The organism is Chromohalobacter sp. 296-RDG, from assembly GCF_029889885.1.
GTDB lineage: Bacteria > Pseudomonadota > Gammaproteobacteria > Pseudomonadales > Halomonadaceae > Chromohalobacter.
Window position 1 is genome coordinate 58,776 of the sequence record NZ_JARANY010000012.1, and the last position, 17,127, is coordinate 75,902.

At 59.1% G+C, this 17,127-nt stretch carries 17 protein-coding genes; 8 read left to right on the forward strand and 9 right to left on the reverse strand.

What is annotated here, in order from left to right; genetic code table 11:
• Positions 1-82: 82 nt before the first annotated feature.
• From OP495_RS07030 to OP495_RS07045, 4 genes are all read right to left on the reverse strand, one after another.
• Positions 83-1,342, reverse strand: a complete 1,260-nt coding sequence (locus OP495_RS07030; RefSeq protein WP_280568095.1) for a TRAP transporter large permease — start codon at positions 1,340-1,342, stop codon at positions 83-85.
• Entirely contained in the window at positions 1,342-1,797 is a 456-nt protein-coding gene (locus OP495_RS07035) for a TRAP transporter small permease (RefSeq protein WP_280562838.1), read from the reverse strand. Before OP495_RS07035 ends, OP495_RS07030 begins: the two co-directional genes overlap by 1 nt.
• A 17-nt stretch (positions 1,798-1,814) precedes the next feature.
• A complete protein-coding gene (locus OP495_RS07040) occupies positions 1,815-2,801 on the reverse strand; it encodes a TRAP transporter substrate-binding protein (RefSeq protein WP_280562839.1) in 987 nt (328 codons plus the stop codon).
• A gap of 61 nt (positions 2,802-2,862) precedes the next feature.
• Positions 2,863-3,600 (reverse strand): GntR family transcriptional regulator, encoded by a 738-nt coding sequence (locus tag OP495_RS07045; RefSeq protein WP_280562840.1) that lies wholly within the window; start codon positions 3,598-3,600, stop codon positions 2,863-2,865.
• A gap of 88 nt (positions 3,601-3,688) precedes the next feature.
• On the opposite strand from OP495_RS07045, the gene OP495_RS07050 reads away from it, so the two are divergent.
• On the forward strand, positions 3,689-4,492 hold the full coding sequence (locus OP495_RS07050; RefSeq protein WP_280562842.1) for an amidohydrolase family protein: 804 nt from the start codon (positions 3,689-3,691) through the stop codon (positions 4,490-4,492).
• Between the two features lie 287 nt (positions 4,493-4,779).
• Here OP495_RS07050 and OP495_RS07055 read toward each other — a convergent pair whose 3' ends face one another.
• The 5 genes from OP495_RS07055 to OP495_RS07075 form a co-directional block, all read right to left on the reverse strand.
• The gene (locus OP495_RS07055) at positions 4,780-5,709 is read right to left on the reverse strand and encodes a nucleotidyl transferase AbiEii/AbiGii toxin family protein (protein ID WP_280568097.1); all 930 of its coding nucleotides are present in this window, start codon (positions 5,707-5,709) and stop codon (positions 4,780-4,782) included.
• Positions 5,699-6,238 (reverse strand): hypothetical protein, encoded by a 540-nt coding sequence (locus tag OP495_RS07060; protein WP_280562846.1) that lies wholly within the window; start codon positions 6,236-6,238, stop codon positions 5,699-5,701. The genes OP495_RS07055 and OP495_RS07060 overlap by 11 nt, the downstream gene beginning before the upstream one ends.
• A gap of 153 nt (positions 6,239-6,391) precedes the next feature.
• The gene (locus OP495_RS07065; protein WP_280562847.1) at positions 6,392-7,894 is read right to left on the reverse strand and encodes a tripartite tricarboxylate transporter permease; all 1,503 of its coding nucleotides are present in this window, start codon (positions 7,892-7,894) and stop codon (positions 6,392-6,394) included.
• Between the two features lie 12 nt (positions 7,895-7,906).
• Entirely contained in the window at positions 7,907-8,356 is a 450-nt protein-coding gene (locus OP495_RS07070) for a tripartite tricarboxylate transporter TctB family protein (protein WP_280562849.1), read from the reverse strand.
• Entirely contained in the window at positions 8,353-9,342 is a 990-nt protein-coding gene (locus OP495_RS07075) for a tripartite tricarboxylate transporter substrate binding protein (protein WP_280562850.1), read from the reverse strand. The genes OP495_RS07070 and OP495_RS07075 overlap by 4 nt, the downstream gene beginning before the upstream one ends.
• A gap of 149 nt (positions 9,343-9,491) precedes the next feature.
• Here OP495_RS07075 and OP495_RS07080 point away from each other — a divergent pair, with 149 nt between their 5' ends.
• The 7 genes from OP495_RS07080 to OP495_RS07110 all read left to right on the forward strand — a co-directional run.
• Positions 9,492-10,160 (forward strand): response regulator, encoded by a 669-nt coding sequence (locus OP495_RS07080; protein WP_280562851.1) that lies wholly within the window; start codon positions 9,492-9,494, stop codon positions 10,158-10,160.
• Positions 10,157-11,563, forward strand: a complete 1,407-nt coding sequence (locus tag OP495_RS07085; RefSeq protein WP_280568099.1) for a sensor histidine kinase — start codon at positions 10,157-10,159, stop codon at positions 11,561-11,563. Before OP495_RS07080 ends, OP495_RS07085 begins: the two co-directional genes overlap by 4 nt.
• Positions 11,563-12,654, forward strand: a complete 1,092-nt coding sequence (locus OP495_RS07090) for an ABC transporter substrate-binding protein (protein WP_280568101.1) — start codon at positions 11,563-11,565, stop codon at positions 12,652-12,654. Before OP495_RS07085 ends, OP495_RS07090 begins: the two co-directional genes overlap by 1 nt.
• Before the next feature lie 73 nt (positions 12,655-12,727).
• The gene (gene guaB, locus OP495_RS07095) at positions 12,728-14,197 is read left to right on the forward strand and encodes an IMP dehydrogenase (protein ID WP_280568103.1); all 1,470 of its coding nucleotides are present in this window, start codon (positions 12,728-12,730) and stop codon (positions 14,195-14,197) included.
• A 171-nt stretch (positions 14,198-14,368) separates the two neighbouring features.
• Complete coding sequence (gene guaA, locus OP495_RS07100; protein ID WP_280568105.1) at positions 14,369-15,946, forward strand: glutamine-hydrolyzing GMP synthase; 1,578 nt, start codon at positions 14,369-14,371, stop codon at positions 15,944-15,946.
• Positions 15,947-16,270: 324 nt separating this feature from the next.
• Entirely contained in the window at positions 16,271-16,723 is a 453-nt protein-coding gene (locus tag OP495_RS07105) for a hypothetical protein (RefSeq protein WP_280562859.1), read from the forward strand.
• A gap of 180 nt (positions 16,724-16,903) precedes the next feature.
• A partial coding sequence (locus tag OP495_RS07110) for a transposase (protein ID WP_280568106.1) occupies positions 16,904-17,127 on the forward strand: 224 nt, incomplete at its 3' end.

Here is a 17,127-nt window from a genome sequence, read left to right on the forward strand (position 1 = left end):
ATGTCGACTATCTAGGGTTCGTTGATTGGCAGGCAAGGCGCCCGCCTGGAAGGCGGGCGAAAAGAAGGCATGGTGGAGAAGATCAACGGAACCATAGCGCCGTCATAGGCGTAAATGTCACGAACAGCAAAACCGAAAACATGGCCAGTAAGAACCATTTGCAGTAGCCCATGACCTGCTCGATCTTCATGCCGGTGGTCGAGCACACGGTTAGTAGCACGCTCGCCACGGGCGGCGTCTGCTGTCCGATGCCTAAATTGAGGCAGACGATGACGCCAAAATGCACTGGATCAATACCCAAGTCGGTCGCCATGGGAAGCAGCAGTGGCACGACGACGATGATCGCCGCGCTGGCATGCAAGAACATGCCTAGCAGGAGCACGAATACATTGATGATGAGCAGGTTCAGAATGTAGCTATCGGTGATTCCGCCGAGGGCGCTGGCTATTTGTTGGGGGAGCTGCTCGTTGGCGAGGTACTGCCCCAGAATGGCTGAACCGGCGACAATCATCATGACCACAGCCGTCTGACGTGCCGTCGTCACCATCAGTTTCCAGATGATCCGGTAGTCGAGGTCGCGTGTCACGAGTAGGCCGAATAGCAAGGCGATCATCACTCCAATGCCCGCCGCCTCGGTCGGCGTATAGATGCCGGCGATCAGACCGCCGACGACGATTACCGGGATCGCCAGCGGAATCAATGCCCCCTTGAAGGCGGTGCCGAGCGCCTTGAGCTCAAAATTTCCTTCGCGGGGGTGGTGCTCACGACGGGCGAACAGCCAGGAGGTCACCATGAAGGTCGCTGCCAACAGCAAGCCCGGCACTATGCCGGCGATGAACAGGTCGCGAATCGAGGTGTTTGTGGTCACGCCGTAAAGCACCATGGGAATCGACGGCGGGATGATGATGCCCAGCGTTGCCGAGACGGCCGTAATGGAGGCGGCGAACCCTTTTGGATAACCGCGCTTTTCCATCTGCGGTACGAAGATCTTGGACATCACGGCCGCGTCGGCCACCGCCGAACCACTCATCTCCGCCATGAACATCGAGGTAACGACGTTGATATGGCTCAGACCACCACGCATCCATCCCACCAAGGATGCCGCAAAATCGATCAGGCGCTGGGCGATGCTGGTCGCGCTCATTAGCTCGCCCATGAGGATGAATAGTGGGATTGCTAGTAGTACCAGCGAGTTGGTACCCGAAAAGGTCTGCACGGGAATCATCAGCAAGTTGATGTCCGCGATCCACATCGAGATCGTCGCGGTGATCATCAAGGCAAATCCGACCGGCACACCCAATAGAATGATGCCGAACAGCATTGCGACTACGCCCCAAGCCATCAGTAATTCCTCCAACGTTGGAAAAGGCGAACGCTCAATGCGATCACCATCAGGGTGCTGGCGATGGGGAGTACACTCATGAATACACCCTGCGCGATGGGTAGGGTCTCAATGGACCGCCCTCCAACGCGGTCGATCATCTGCCATGATTTGATGCCGAGCAGCACGAAAAACCCGATGACCGCCGTTTCCCCGACGACTTGTACGATGCGTTTAAGCAGAGGAGGGAAAGCCTCAATCAGCATGTCAAAGGCGATATGCCCTTGATCTCTGGCCGCGATATAAGCCCCCAGGAAGGCGATCCATACCAGCAGGAACCCCGGCACTTCATCGGCCCACACCAGCCCGGAGCCAAGCACGTAGCGGAAAAAGACGTTCAAGCACACGGCGATCGTGGTGAAGGCCACCAGCGCCCCCACGACGGTTTCGACCAAACGATCCAAATATTTCAGCATCGTTTCGACTCCAGCGATTATGACGATTCAGCGGTCTGGCGCACGATCTGGAGCCAGTCATCGCCATACTCGTTCACGTAGTTCTCGTAGACGGATTCGACCTTGTCGCGGAACGGCGCCAAGTCGACATCATTGACTTCCAGGGAATCGCGCATGGCATCGAGATTCGTTTGCTCGAGCTCGGCGGCTTGCGCATAGGCGTCGTCGCGCATGTCGTCGGCGACCTCGGCGAAGACCGCCTGCTGCTCTTCAGTCAGCGAGTCCCAGAACCCAGGAGAGGCCAGGAGAAACGACGGTGTGTAAACGTGACGGGTCAATGATAGATAATCCTGCACCTCGTACATTTTCTGTCCATAGAAGCCGTAGGTCGCGGCTTCGGCGCCGTCGACCACGCTGGTTTGCATGGCGGTAAAGGTCTCACCCCAGGCGACCTTGGCTGGTACGGCCCCCAACGAGGCGAAGATCTGCTGGCGGAAGTCGCCACCGGAGATGCGTATCTTCATGCCATCCAAGTCGGCGGGTGTCTCGATAGGGTGGCGAGAGTTGATGATGTGGCGGAAGCCGTTCTCATAAACGCCTACCACCTTGGCGCTCATGTTGTCCTCTACGGTGTCGGACAGTTCTTGTTCCAGCCCAGCTGCCATGGCGCGCTGAACGTTCTCGCGATCCTGAAACAACCATGGAAGATCGAAGAAGCCCAGCTTGTCGTCCACCTTCAAGACACCGGAGGCAACATTGACCATTTCGATGGTACCGAGTTGTAAATTATCGATAAGCGCCGATTCCTTACCGAGCTGGCCATTCGGATAGAGCTCGAAGTCGAACTCTCCGGGGAGTTTTTCCTCGATGCGTTCCGCGAACATTTCCATCTGCTTGGCCAGTGGCGACTCTGCTGACACATGCGTTGCGATGCGGACTTCTTGAGCAGCGTGAGCATTCAGGCTCATGGCGAGCAGCCCCATGCCGGCGAAACTGGTCAGTGTTACTGTCTTGTTGTTGATCATGGCGTAGCTCCTTGAGGGAGTCAGTTTGGTGTTTCAGGAGAAGAGAGGTGGCCCCCACCTCCTATCGGATATCGAAGCTGTAATGGAATAGATCGAGTCGACCTCGGCTTAGTCGCCACTCCAGCGGTCGTTCGTCATAGCCCCTGGCCAGACGCGTGATTTCTATTACCTGCGATCCTGGCGCCTGTTCCAGATAATGTGCCGGGCCCTCTGGTGCCGGGCCTGCGGAAAGAGTGTCGGTAGCGCGAAAGACCACCTCGCCACAGAGTTCTTCATACAGGGGGTAGAGCAAATCGCCCCACTCCTCGGTGGGTAGGCTGAGCAAGGGGGCGAAGCGTTTGCTCGGCAAGTAGATCACCTCGTGCAAAAGCGGCGCAGAATCGACGCGGCGAATCCTCTCGATTTCGATCAGCTCGCTTTTGTTGGGAATCTCGAGCTGGCGGCAAATGCCGGCCGGCCCCTCGCATGTACGAATGCCGAGGAGTTCGCTTTTCGGGTGCAGTGGCACGCCTTCGTGGTCCGTCAGGCGAAAGAAGCGAGCCAGTGAGTGGCTGAAGTCAGCACGGCGCACGAAGGTGCCTTTGCCATGCTGGCGCTCCACCCAGCCGCGATCGACCAGCATGTCGATTGCCTTGCGGGCGGTGCCTGGCGCCACGCCATGCGATTTTGCAATGCTCATTTCCGATGGCAGTACATCGCCTGGCTTGAGGGCGCCATGCTTGATCTCGTTCAGCAGCGCCTCGTAGATGCGGTAGTAGCGCGGGCTGCGAGTTTCGTCTTGCTGGGCGTTGGCTTGCATTGATATATACTCTAGTGTACTTATGGTCTTATATAAGTGTAGATATCTATGACACGCTAAGCCTATGAGCACAACCCGGATTCGACCAATGTCTAGAATCATTGATACCCATGCCCACGTCTTCACCCACCATTGCCAGGCCGCTAGAAATCCCCGGCATCGGCCTCACTACGAGGCTCCGTTGGAGACGTATCTCGATTTGCTGGACCGCTTCGGGATCGCGAAGGGCGTGCTGGTTCAGCCAAGCTTTCTTGGCACCCACAACGACTATCTCATGGACTGCCTGCGACGGTATCCGGATCGGCTCAAGGGGGTGGCGGTGGTGGACCCGCAGGTTGCGGATGCCACTCTCGACGAGATGACGACGCTTGGTATTCGGGGCACACGCCTCAACTGGATCGGGCGGAACGTCGATGAGCTCAAGGCAAAGGAATGGCATCAGCTTTTCTCGCGGCTTGAGTTGCGCGGCTGGCACGTGGAGGTCCAGGCGGAGGGCGGCACCCTGATGGCGATTCTCGATGTGCTGCAGAATTGGGATCTGGACCTGGTGATCGACCACTTTGGTCGTCCCCAGGCCAACGCCTGGCGGGATCCCGTTATCGACCAACTCTGTGCGGGAACCGGCGATCAGCGTTACTGGGTCAAGTGTTCAGCGCCCTATCGCGGCCGTAGCGACGACCTTGTCGATGTGAGCAAGCGATTGCTGGAAGAACTGGGGCCGCACCGGCTGATGTGGGGCAGCGACTGGCCCTGGACGGAGCATGAACATCTCTACAGCTTCGAGAAGGCCCTGCACGATGCCGAGCGCTGGATCCCCGACGCTGACCTGACCACGGTCATGGGCGAGACGCCGCGAAGGTTCTACGGCTTCGATGGCGAGTTACGGCTTTAGAGCACGCTCTGAGCCTTTTGAGGACCAGCAACGCTCCGCTTGGAATCACTGCGCCATCTGGGGGCAAGGGAGCGCTACCTTTTGGTCATAGGCCAGCAGATTGGCCCGAATGTTGTGGGAGAGAACTTGTTCGCGATGAATGTGCCCGGGAGCCGCCTTGCCGCCGCCATCGGGAATACCTTGTATCTTGGTACGCCTCCCACAAGGGCAAGCTACAGAGCGGAACCGTGGAAGCCGCGCTTAGGCATCTCTGCCAATTGATAGACGGCTTCTGCGAGCAATGTTTCCTAGAGGGTGAATTCCGGGCTGGGCGATCCTGGCGCCGGGCCCTCGAGTGCAAGGATTGCTTGATCCAGCATCGCTGTGATCTCGCGAGCTAGAAAGTCAGCAAAGTGGGGATTTCTTATCGTGCGCTCGATGGTCTCGGTGGGCAGGAAGCGGGTCATCTCACCCTGAAACGCCGTACCCGACACAATGCCGGCCAGATGTGCTTGCATGTCCTTGGCTCGGTCAGGGTAATGCTCAACGGTGTAGTCTTGAATCTTGCGCTTGACGAGCTCGACGTTGGGAGATGCCCCTTGCTGCTTGAGCCATGCCAGGTCCCAGATGTCACGGTGCCGCACATATTTTGTCGTGTTGACCAGTGAAATCAGCTTATCCGCCATGACTTCCTCTAGGTTTTCCGTCACGACCAGCAAGTCATCGTAGCCATCGGGTAAAAAAGGGTAGTGGACCTGGAGCGAATGCGCTTCCCGTGTATACGCCGGGAGGCTGGCCACTTCCAGTTTGATACGCTGCTTGGGAACATCCTTTCGAGCTGGCGCCGTCAAGACGGAAACCTGCCATTTGTCGATGCGAATGTCCCGGTAGCCAGGCTCTTCGCGCAGCTCCTTCGGTTCCTTGACGCTAACCTCGAGCTGATAGCGATTGCTGACATAATCCTCGATGCACTCGCGGATACGGGACAGATACTGGCTGCTGAAATCCCAACCGCCGGCAAAATCCAAGTCTTCGCTGAAGCGTGGCGAGCCCTGGCACAAGCGAAGCGACGTTCCTCCTTGAAAGGTAAGCCGATCCAGAAGCCGTTCTCGTTCGAGTGCGAACAGGATGTCGAGATGCAGTAGTTCTTTCTCGATGACTGGGCGCATAGCGGTTCGGCCGGGTTGCGCCATCGCGCGCGCGACCAGTTCATCGAAGTTGGCGCGTTCAGTGTGCATTCGGCAGGCTCGCTTCATCGACAAGGTGGGTATTGCGCCCGACACGCTTGAGGTCGGCCCAGGCGACTTGGGGCGTTGCTAGCCGCAAGGGGCGCCCGACGTCGCGCATCCGATCAAGTAATTGGGGTACGGATCGTTTGGTATGGGTGAACTCAATGGTGCCATAAGGGGTTCGATATTCTCCCTTGCGGCCTGTGGTCATGATCGTCAGCCGATCGACAGGGATTTGTGAGATCGCACCATATTCCGAGAGTGCGGACTCGAGGCTGACATAGCTGTACTCGCCACGGCGCATGGCCTTGGCGATTCGTTCGAGAAGATCGGGATCATAGTTGCGTGACAGCTTGTAGATATACACGCCGCGGCTGACTGCCTCGAGCATGCCATGTCGACGTAGTCGATTGACTCCCTCCTGAAGCGTCTTAGGACTGTCTTCGGGAAAGATCTTGGCTAGGTCCGAGAGAGTAAATAAAGATCGGTGTTGGCGGTCCCAGTAGTCGAGACGCTCACGGGCGGTGATCTGATTCATCAAGTCTACACAAATGCTATTTATAGATAGTTTATGTGTAGACTTGAGGAGTGGCAAGTAGCGCCTGTTGTACAGAATATCGTTGCCCCGTGCGCCCGAGAGGGCGGCACGGGGCCAGTCGGTTCAGGTCTTGCCGTGTCAGACCCCGACGTTTCAGGCCTTGCGGGTCTTGGCTTGCAACAGCTTGGGTAGCAGCCAGGGCAGCACCAGCAAAGCAAATGCTGCGATCCAGAGGCCGAGCGAAATGCCGGATTGCCACAGGATGCCGAGGTCGCCGCCGCTGATGGAGAGCGCGCGCCGCAGGTTTTGCTCCATCAATCCCCCGAGGACATAGCCCAGGATGACGGGGGCCAGCGAGAAGCCCAGTTTGCGCAGCAAGTAGCCGAAGATGCCAATAATGAGCATCAGGTAAATGGCTGCGAGATTGGAATGAAGCTGGAAAACGCCGACGAAGGCCAGAATCGCGATGCCCGGAACCAGCACCCAGCGTGGAATCGTCAACACGCGGGCGAAGACGCCGGCCAGTGGCAGGTTGAGCGCCAGCAAGACGATATTGCCGATATACAGTGAGGCGATCAGTCCACCGGCGACCTCCGGACGTTCACTGAACATCATGGGCCCGGGGGTGATGTTGTAGAGCATCAACGCGCCGAGTAGCACCGCCGTCGTGCCGGAGCCGGGAATCCCCAGCGTCAGCATGGGAACGAACGAGCCAGCCGCTGAGGCGTTGTTGGCTGCCTCCGGCGCCGCCAGGCCGCGCATGTTACCCGTTCCGAATGAATTGTCCTTGTCGCTCAGGCGCTTCTCCGTGGTATAGGCGACCGCGCCGGCCACCGACGCACCGGTTCCTGGCAAGATGCCGATGATAAAACCGATCAAGCCCGAGCGGCCCATCGTCCACTTGCAGGCCACTACTTCCTTGAGGCTGACGAAGACGCGTCCCAGTGGCGGGAGACCGTCGTTGCCGTCCTTGCGGTTGGCGTGTTCCAGCATCAGGAGGATCTCGCTGATCGCGAACAGGCCGATGATCATGACCACGAAGTCGATGCCGTCGTACAACTCGGGCAGGTCGAAGGTATAGCGCAGCACGCCGGTGCTCGAATCGACGCCCACGGTGCCGATCAAGACCCCCAAGACGGCGCCGATGGCGGTCTTGATGGGATCCTTGCCCATCATCACGGACATGGAGGCGAAGGCGAACACCATCAGCGCGAAGAATTCGGCGGGCCCGAACATCACGGCGACTTCCGCCAGCAGCGGCGCGAATAGCGTCAGACCGATGATGGCGATGGTCGCGCCGACGAACGAGCTAATCGCAGACAATCCGAGCGCCGGCCCGGCCAGCCCCTTCTTGGCCAGCGGGTGGCCGTCGAGCGTGGTCATCACGGCCCCGGCATCGCCGGGCACGTTGAGCAGGATGCTCGACATGCGCCCGCCGTACTCGGCCCCCGTATAGATGGCGGCGAGCAGGATCAACGCCGATTCGGCGGGCAGGCCGAGCGTATAGGCCAGCGGCATCAGGATCGCGATCCCGTTGATCGGACCGATACCGGGTAGCGACCCGAAGAGCGTGCCGAGAAGCGCCCCGAGCACAGCCAAGCCGATGTTCAGCGGACTCAGAGCAACGTCGAAGCCATGGATCAGGAAATCGAACATGAGGAGGCTCCGTTATAGCAAGGGCTCGACCCAGTAACCACTAGGCAGCGAGATCCCCAAGGCATGCGTAAAAAGGAAATAGCTGACGACGGCCATGAGCCCACCTGTCAGCAGTGCCTTACCCCATGACGCACCAAAGATGCGAGACAAGCTCGTGACGGCCAGCAGCGAGGTGATGATGAAACCGAGCTTGGTGAAGAGCAGGGCATAGACCAAGAGCGTGGCCAGCACCAGCAGTAACTTCATGCCGAGCTGGCGACCGGGCCACGTCTCGTTGCTTCCAGGCTTTACGATCAAAACGCAGGAAAGCACGGCTAGAATGATGGCAAGACCCAGCGGAAAGGCGCGGGGGCCTACGGGGTCGTAGCTGAAGGGCACTTCCAGTTGCATGGCCTGGACGGCGACGAACGCCGCCAGACCGATCAGGACAATGCCCAACAACCGGTCGGCGGCGAGTTTCATTGCTTCAGCCCTACTTCTTTAGCCAGGGATTCGAACTGGTCGACCTGCTCCAGCACGTAGTCATTGAACTCGTTTCCAAAGCGCGACATCGGGAAGAGACCACGATCTTCACGCAATTCAGCGAACTTTTGCGACTCGGAAAGCGCTTTCATACGCTTTACCCACTTCTGGTAGGCCTCGTCGCTGACGTTGGGCCCCATGTAATAGCCGCGCCAGATGGGCCACTGAACGTCATAGCCTTGTTCCTTGGCGGTGGGGATGTCGGCGTAAGGACCGCTCATGCGCTCTTCGGACAGCGAGGCGAGCACGCGGATCTTGCCGCTTTCCAGCTGTGACTGGAGTTCCGAGAGGTCGCCCGTGAAGACCTGGATGTGATTGCCCAGCAACGCCGCCAGGGCTTCGCCGCCGCCCTCGAAGGAGACGTACTTGAGCTTGCGCGGCGAGAGGTCGGCAGCCTTGGCGGTGAGCGCGGCCTTCATCCAGTCTTGACTGCCGACGGTGCCGCCCGCGCCGAAAGCGATATCGCCTGGGTTGTCCTTGAGGTCTTCCATCAGCTCGTCGAGCGACTGCCAAGGTGCGTCGGCGTTGACGACGATGGCGCCATAGTCGACGCCCAGGGCGCCCAGCCAGCGGACGTCATCGGCGTCGTATTCGCCGAACTTGCCCAGCGCCAAGTTAACGGCCGCGCCAGTGCTGGCGGCAACGATGAGATTGGGGTCGTCGTCGCGCACGCCGTTGACGTGGTTGTAGGCCACGGCCCCGATGCCGCCCGGCATGTAACTGACGGCCATGGGCTTGTCGATCGTGCCGGTCTTTTCCAGGCCGTTGGCGGCCAGGCGGCAGGTGAGGTCATAGCCGCCACCCGGCTTGGCAGGCGCGATGCACTCGGTCGCGTCGGATTGCGCTTGCACGCCACTAGCGGCCAAGATACCGCCCGCCAGCATCAGCATGCTGGCATACGTGGAAAGCCCCTTGTTGATCTTCATGGCGAACTCCTGTTCTCTTGTTTTGCGCTGCATTAGGAATGACGAGAATGGTGCCGATGTCATCGCCACGGATGACGAATGCCGATGCTAGAGAGTCAACCTTTCATCAACCTGTCACCTGACGTTCATCTACATGAGACATTGGTCGTATGCGCCTGCTGGTTATCGAAGATGACCCCTTGATTGCGCGCTCGCTGGAGCAAGCACTCACCCCGCTGGGCAACACCGTCGACGTGTTCACGCACCATGCGCAGGCACGCGAAGCCTTGCAGGGCGGACATTTCGACTTGGTCTTGCTGGATTTGGGATTGCCCGACGGCAACGGCCTGACGTTGCTGGCCGAGCTGCGCCAGCGTGGTGATACCACGCCTGTATTGATCCTGACGGCCCGTGACGGCATCGATGATCGCGTGGAAGGGTTGGATCTCGGCGCCGACGATTATCTCGCCAAGCCCTTCTCGCTCGCCGAGTTGGAAGCCCGGGTACGCGCTTTGCTGCGCCGAAGCCAACAACGCGCCGACAATCGCCTGATGTTCGGACCGCTGGCCTTCGATGCCGCCTCGGGCGTCGCTACGCTTGATGAACGGGTTCTAGACTTGCCGCGTCGCGAACTGCTGTTGTTGGAAGGATTGCTGTTGCATGCCGGTAGCATCACGCCCCGTGAGGCGCTGGAAAATCGCCTGTTCGGTTATGGGGATGTGGGCCCCAATGCGTTGGAAGTCTATATCAGCCGGCTGCGCAAAAGGCTTAAAGACAGCGGATTGCGCATTCGTACGTTTCGCGGCCTGGGATATCGGCTCGAGGAAGAAACATCGTGATCGAGGTGGATGGCACGCTGAAATCCCGGTTGGCCTTCTGGTTGTTGGCGACCGTCAGTGCGCTTGGCGTATTGCTGCTGGTCGAAGCCTATTTCAGCTCACAGCGCGCGGCTGAACGTGCCTATGACAGCCAGCTCGAAGCCGCTGCCTTGACGATTGCCGAGGCCATACGGTGGGAAGGTGGCCAGCCAGTGGTGGAAGTCCCCTCGGCGGCGTTGCAGATTCTGGCGACGCGCCACCAGGAGCGCGTGTTCTACGCCGTTCTGGATGCCGACGGCCATACGGTGTCGGGTAACCTGGATCTCAGTATTTCTCCCGATTGGCGCCGCCGAGTGTCCTCACAGCCGACATGGTTGAATGACTCGTACCATGGCACACAGTGGCGTCTGTATGGACGGGAGCTCGATTCCGCCGGCTGGGAAACCCAGGATCCGGTGCAGATCTGGGTCGGCCACACGATGTCGGGACGTAAAGCGTTGACGGAGGTTCTCTTCGAACATGCGGTCACGCGTTTCGTGATCATGGTGCTACTGGCAGGCATTCTGATGCTGCTGGCGATGCGTGTGGCCCTCTCACCGATCCGACGACTACGCCACCAGTTGCGCCAGCGCGATGCCGACGACATGCGCCCATTGGATACGCGAGTGCCCGAGGAAATGCGTGAAATGGCGGAAACGCTGGATTCGCTCTTCACGCGACAGCGCGAGGGCCGAGAAGCGCTGCTACGTTTCACCGCCGATGCCAGCCATCAACTCAAGACCCCACTCGCGGGATTACAGACCACGAGCGAGTTGGCCTTGCAAAGCGATAGCCCCGACGCCTGGCGGCAGGCGCTAGCCGAGGTGCATGGCAGTGCGGGACGTACCAGCCGTCTAGCCAGCCAGCTATTGAGTCTGGCGCGCCTGCGCCATGCCATGGAAGCAAGCGCCACAGCGCGTATCGATGCGCTGGCGCTACTGCATGAAACGGCTTTTGACTGGGCGCAACGTGATGTGTCGCAAGCCCATGACATTGGCTTGGCGTCTCTCCCAGCATCACCGCAATACATCCAGGGCGAGTCATGGGCCTTGCGAGAGTTGTTAGGCAATTTGATCGACAATGCGTTGCGTTATACGCCTCCCGGCAGCGTTATTACCCTGGGCGCGGTGTGTCATGCCCAGACGCTGGAGGTATATATCGAAGATGACGGGCCTGGTGTGTCATCCGAGACACTGGCGTACTTGCACCATCCCTTCGAACGCGGTGGCCGTCAGGACACCGAGGGCTCCGGCCTGGGATTGGCTATTGTGGACTCGATCGTGCGTCGTCACGAAGCGCGGATGCAGGTCGAGTCGCCGGACGAGAAGGGCGGGCTGATAGTGCGCCTGTTTTTTCCTTATTTCACCCAACACGAGGAGGGGTGATGCCGATTCGCCGTGTGGCGCTCGTTTGGCTTTTGGGGGCATTGGCACCGAGCCTCGCCTGGGCCGATAACCCGCTCGTCGTCGAGGCCGCGCTCGACAGAGAGGTCGCGGCACCCCTGCTGGACGCCTTCGAGGCGGCCCATCCGAACATCCAGTTGACCTTTCGCGATCACTCGACGCTTGAAGTCGATGCCCGTGTCGCTGATGAGGACAACCCACCCGATGTCGTCATCAGCTCCGCCATGCCCTGGCAGATGTCACGAGTGAATGAAGGCTATGCCCAGCGTCTCGAGTCGCCGGAGGCACGCGCTTGGCCGGAGTGGGCCAAGTGGCGCGATGAAGTGTTCGGCTTCACCTTCGAGCCCATCGTCATGGCATACCGGCTGGACCTGGCGCGCCATATGCTGCCGCCCAAGACCCATGCCGACCTGCATACGCTACTCACGCAGCACCGCGAAACGCTGCGCGACAAGGTGACGAGCTATTCACCCGTGCGTAGCGGCGTTGGTTACTCGCTCTTTCAGCAGGATGCACGCTACACCACCCGGTTCTGGGACCTCGTGACCGCCATGGGCGCGACCGGTACGAATCTCGAGGCCAATACGCGGTCCATGCTCGAAGGGCTCAGCGAAGGGCGCTACTGGCTGGGCTACAACCTGCTGGGCTCGTACGCCATGGTGTGGGCGCAATCGCATCCCGAGGTTTTCGTGCAGGTGCCGCAGGACTATTCGCTGGTCATGATGCGCATGGCGTTCATTCATCGCGATGCCCCGCACCCCGCGGCGGCCCGTGCGTTTCTCGACTTTCTGCTGGGCCGCGAAGGGCAGCGTGTCATCGCCGGCGAGACGCCGCTATTCAGCGTGCGCTCGGATGTCGTGGGGCCCTACACAGCTCAGCGACTGCGCGATCAGGTCGGGGAGCGCTTGTATCCGATTCCACTGAACGCGTCGTTACTTGCCTTCGTCGATTCCTCGCGGCGTGCGTCGTTCATGGAGCGCTGGCAGCGGGAGTTCCACCGTTTGTCGCGACCCGAACCGTCCCAGGGCGAACAATCCACCGAATCGCACATTGACAAATTTCCTCAACGTTGAGAGGAAGGGGATAGGGGTTTATAATGGCGGATTAATCTTTCCCCGCACCCGCTTTCCCCACAGGTGTCGCAACATGCTACGTATAGCGCAAGAAGCTCTTACGTTCGATGATGTCTTACTCGTCCCCGGCTACTCCGACGTCCTGCCCAAGGATGTCAGCCTCAGATCCCGCCTGACACGCGACCTTTACCTCAATATCCCGCTGCTTTCTTCCGCGATGGATACCGTGACCGAAGCCCGCCTGGCGATTGCCATGGCGCAGGAAGGTGGCATCGGGATCATTCACAAGAGCATGACTATCGCCGCGCAAGCGACGGAAGTGCGCAAGGTGAAAAAGCACGAGAGCGTGATCGTCAAGGACCCGGTGACCGTTAGCTCCAAGGCGAAGCTGGCCGATCTGCTCGAGATGGCTGACGAGTATGGCTATTCCGGGTTCCCGGTAGTCGAAGGCGACACCCTGATGGGCATCGTCACCGGGCGCGACATGCGTTTCCGCCCGGACAAGGGCGATAGCGTGGCGGAAATCATGACCCCGCGTGAAAAGCTGGTCACCGTGCCTGAAGGCACTTCGCTGGATGTCATCAAGTCCAAGCTGCAGGAAAGCCGCATCGAGAAGATCCTCGTGGTCGATGATAATTTCCGCCTGCGTGGCCTGGTCACCGTTCGCGACATCGAAAAGGCGCGCACCTATCCGCACGCCGCCAAGGACAGCGACGGCCGCTTGCTGGCCGGCGCCGCCGTGGGCACCGGGCCGGAAACGTCGGATCGTATCACTGCGATGGCTGAGGCGGGAGTGGATGTGGTCGTGGTCGACACCGCACACGGCCATTCTCAGGGCGTCATCGAGCGCGTGCGCTGGGTCAAGGAACATTATCCGCAGGTGCAGGTGATTGCCGGTAATATCGCCACTGCCGCCGCCGCCAAGGCACTCGCCGAAGCCGGCGTGGACGGCGTCAAGGTCGGCATCGGCCCCGGTTCTATCTGCACCACGCGCATCGTCGCCGGGGTCGGGGTGCCGCAAATCTCCGCTGTTTCTGATGTGGCCGACGCGCTCAAGCCATTCGACATCCCGCTGGTTGCCGATGGCGGCATTCGCTTCTCCGGCGACCTCTCCAAGGCCATTGCCGCCGGCGCCAGCACGGTGATGATCGGCGGGCTGCTGGCCGGCACCGAGGAAGCACCGGGCGAAATCGAGCTCTACCAGGGCCGGACCTACAAGGCCTATCGCGGCATGGGCTCCATGGGTGCCATGTCCCAGACTCAGGGCTCGTCTGATCGTTATTTCCAGGACAAGAACGCCGGCGTCGAGAAGCTGGTGCCGGAAGGCATCGAAGGTCGTGTGCCCTACAAGGGCGTGATGAGCGCCATCGTCCACCAGCTGATGGGCGGGCTGCGTGCCTCCATGGGCTACACCGGCTGCCACGATATCGACGAGATGCGCACCATGCCGGAGTTCGTGAAGATCACCGGCGCAGGCTTCGCCGAATCCCACGTGCATGATGTGCAGATTACGAAAGAGGCCCCCAACTACCGGGCGGGCTAACGCGCTCGCTCAAGGGGTAAGTAAAGAAGAGGTAAGAAAGAAGAGATGAGAGGGAAGAGAGAAGAAACGAGGCGGGCTATACCGCCTCTTACGTCTTCATACTTCCCTCTCGATTTTCGAGGCAAGGATCCAGGCCTCGACGTTTGAGCCCACAACGGCGGTGCCCATTTCATGCAAGATATTCACGCCCACAAGATCCTGATCCTCGACTTCGGCTCCCAGTACACCCAGCTCATCGCGCGTCGCGTGCGCGAGATCGGCGTCTACTCCGAAGTGCGCGCCTTCGATATCAGCGAAGAAGAGATCCGCGAGTACAACCCCAACGGCATCATCCTCGCCGGGGGACCGGAATCCGTCACCGAACTCGCCTCGCCGCGCGCCCCGCAATGCGTGTTCGAGATGGGATTGCCGGTGCTGGGGATCTGCTACGGCATGCAGGCCATGGCCGAGCAACTGGGCGGTAAAGTCGAGGGCTCGCAGAAACAGGAATTCGGCTATGCGCAGGTGCGTATCGACGCCGACAACGCGCTGCTCTCGGGCATCAAGGATCATGTCGATCACGCAAGCGGGCGTGCGCTGCTCGACGTGTGGATGAGCCACGGCGACAAGGTCGGCCAGGTGCCGGATACCTTCAACGTGACCGCCTCCACGCCGAGTTGCCCCATCGCCGCCATGGCCTGGGAAGAGAAGCACTTCTACGGCGTCCAGTTCCACCCCGAGGTAACCCATACCCTGCAAGGCCAGCGCATTCTCGAGCACTTCGTGCTTGATATTTGCCAGGCCGAGCGGCTGTGGACCCCGGCGCAGATCGTCGAAGACCTCTGTGGGCGCGTACGCGAACAGGTCGGTGACCGCCACGTGCTGCTGGGGCTCTCCGGCGGCGTAGATTCCTCCGTGGTCGCCGCGCTGCTGCACAAGGCCATCGGCGACCAACTGACCTGCGTGTTCGTCGACAACGGCCTGCTGCGCAAGAAAGAAGGCGACCAGGTGATGGAAACCTTCGGGGAACACATGGGCGTGCGTGTGATCCGCGTCGACGCCGAAGACGAATTCCTCACCAAGCTGGAAGGCGAGGACGACCCCGAGGCCAAGCGCAAGGTCATCGGCAACACCTTCATCGATGTCTTCGACCGTGAAGCCGCCAAGATCGAGGGTGTCGATTTTCTCGCCCAGGGCACCATCTACCCGGACGTGATCGAATCCGCCGCCAGCAAGACCGGCAAGGCCCACGTGATCAAGTCACACCACAACGTCGGCGGCCTGCCCGAGACCATGAAGCTCAAGCTGGTCGAACCGCTGCGCGAGCTGTTCAAGGACGAAGTGCGCAAGCTCGGCCTCGAACTCGGCCTGCCGTACGACATGGTCTACCGTCATCCCTTCCCGGGACCGGGCCTCGGCGTGCGCATTCTCGGCGAAGTCAAAAAAGAATACGCCGACATCCTGCGTGAAGCCGACGCCATCTTCATCGAAGAACTGCACAACTTCGACTGGTACCACAAGACCAGCCAGGCCTTCGCCGTCTTCCTCCCGATCAAGTCAGTCGGCGTCGTCGGCGACGGCCGCCGCTACGAATGGGTCATCGCCCTGCGTGCCGTCGAAACCATCGACTTCATGACCGCAAGATGGGCCCACCTGCCGTATGAGCTGCTGGAGAAGGTCTCCAACCGCATCATCAACGAGATCAGCGGCGTCTCCCGCGTGACGTATGACGTCAGCAGCAAGCCGCCCGCGACGATTGAGTGGGAGTGAGCTGACCAATTAGCCCCGCCGCATCACCTGCCTCATACGAAAGCCTGCCTTGATCGGCAGGCTTTTTTGTTGCACAACGTTACCAAGCTAAGGCTAATTTGGATTAAGTTAACGAGGCTATGGCCGATAGAAAAGAGAAGGAGAGAACAACGCGGAAAATGTCGCAGGGATAGGATGTTTTGCCCGGATGGTAGTATGCCTTGGACCACAGGCTCCGTAGGATTATTTAGTTTAGGTAAAAATTTATTTTAAATTAAATATTGGATTGATATTTAGGCGTGGTTACGTTTTTAAATTTATAAATGCTAAAAAGGGAGGGGTAGCATGATACCTACTTTTTGGAAAATTTCGCATGGTGTGGAATATTTTGGAGCGGAAGATATGATCACTGCCATGCATGAAAAGCTTGTATATGTTCATAAAGATACGCCCGCTAAAGGAAAATCGAGCGTTCGCCAAGGAAAGGCATTTGTGGATGCTCCAGTTGGTGACTATTTTTACTTAACTAATGGCAACGAAGGGATCTATTTGCTTGGTCAGTTTACTGGTCCTGCTAACGTTTTTACATCAATGGAGAGTGGTTGGCTAGACCGCCCTTACCGTCTTATCAAGGCAAGTCGCTCGTGGGACTATTACGACGGACCGGAGAAATGGTGGGCACCAAACCACCGTTCCACTTTTACGCAGGTACCTAAGAGTGAATTGAGTGTTTTTGAGTTAGAAATACTTAAGCCATATTTTTTTCTCGAGTTGAGCGATTTTAACATTCCCTCTTGAAGCATTTGCATGCTTACTTATAGTCCGGAAGTCTGCACTTCTTATGCTAGCGTCTGTAGTTTTCCAGTATTTTAAAAAGAAAGATGGTGTGTTTTTTACTTTGACGTCAGCAAAAATAAGCTACCTGAAGTCTCCTCTCCAGAGCTGCACAGGCTATAGTGCAGTCATCAGGAGAACAGGATGAGCGACGATAACCCCATCAAGCGGTGGACCGCGAAGCGCAAAGCGTCCGTGGTCATGGACATCTTCAAAGGCAAGACCACGGTCGCTAAGGTCGCGCGACAGCATGACCGCACCGTCTCCGAGGTCGAAGGCTGGATCGATGAAGCCCAGCGCAACATGGAGAACGGGTTCAAGGCCCGCCCCAAGGATATCCGCGAGCAATACGAGTCCGACCTGCGGGA

What these genes read in the sequence shown, in the direction of transcription:
- OP495_RS07040 (WP_280562839.1), bottom strand. Translation starts at nt 2,801, where the DNA reads ATGATCAACAACAAGACAGTAACACTGACCAGTTTCGCCGGCATGGGG.
- OP495_RS07065 (WP_280562847.1), bottom strand. Translation starts at nt 7,894, where the DNA reads ATGTTCGATTTCCTGATCCATGGCTTCGACGTTGCTCTGAGTCCGCTG.
- OP495_RS07080 (WP_280562851.1), top strand. Translation starts at nt 9,492, where the DNA reads ATGCGCCTGCTGGTTATCGAAGATGACCCCTTGATTGCGCGCTCGCTG.
- OP495_RS07075 (WP_280562850.1), bottom strand. Translation starts at nt 9,342, where the DNA reads ATGAAGATCAACAAGGGGCTTTCCACGTATGCCAGCATGCTGATGCTG.
- OP495_RS07105 (WP_280562859.1), top strand. Translation starts at nt 16,271, where the DNA reads ATGATACCTACTTTTTGGAAAATTTCGCATGGTGTGGAATATTTTGGA.
- OP495_RS07090 (WP_280568101.1), top strand. Translation starts at nt 11,563, where the DNA reads ATGCCGATTCGCCGTGTGGCGCTCGTTTGGCTTTTGGGGGCATTGGCA.
- guaA (WP_280568105.1), top strand. Translation starts at nt 14,369, where the DNA reads ATGCAAGATATTCACGCCCACAAGATCCTGATCCTCGACTTCGGCTCC.
- OP495_RS07055 (WP_280568097.1), bottom strand. Translation starts at nt 5,709, where the DNA reads ATGCACACTGAACGCGCCAACTTCGATGAACTGGTCGCGCGCGCGATG.
- OP495_RS07035 (WP_280562838.1), bottom strand. Translation starts at nt 1,797, where the DNA reads ATGCTGAAATATTTGGATCGTTTGGTCGAAACCGTCGTGGGGGCGCTG.
- OP495_RS07070 (WP_280562849.1), bottom strand. Translation starts at nt 8,356, where the DNA reads ATGAAACTCGCCGCCGACCGGTTGTTGGGCATTGTCCTGATCGGTCTG.
- OP495_RS07030 (WP_280568095.1), bottom strand. Translation starts at nt 1,342, where the DNA reads ATGGCTTGGGGCGTAGTCGCAATGCTGTTCGGCATCATTCTATTGGGT.
- guaB (WP_280568103.1), top strand. Translation starts at nt 12,728, where the DNA reads ATGCTACGTATAGCGCAAGAAGCTCTTACGTTCGATGATGTCTTACTC.
- OP495_RS07060 (WP_280562846.1), bottom strand. Translation starts at nt 6,238, where the DNA reads ATGAATCAGATCACCGCCCGTGAGCGTCTCGACTACTGGGACCGCCAA.
- OP495_RS07050 (WP_280562842.1), top strand. Translation starts at nt 3,689, where the DNA reads ATGTCTAGAATCATTGATACCCATGCCCACGTCTTCACCCACCATTGC.
- OP495_RS07045 (WP_280562840.1), bottom strand. Translation starts at nt 3,600, where the DNA reads ATGCAAGCCAACGCCCAGCAAGACGAAACTCGCAGCCCGCGCTACTAC.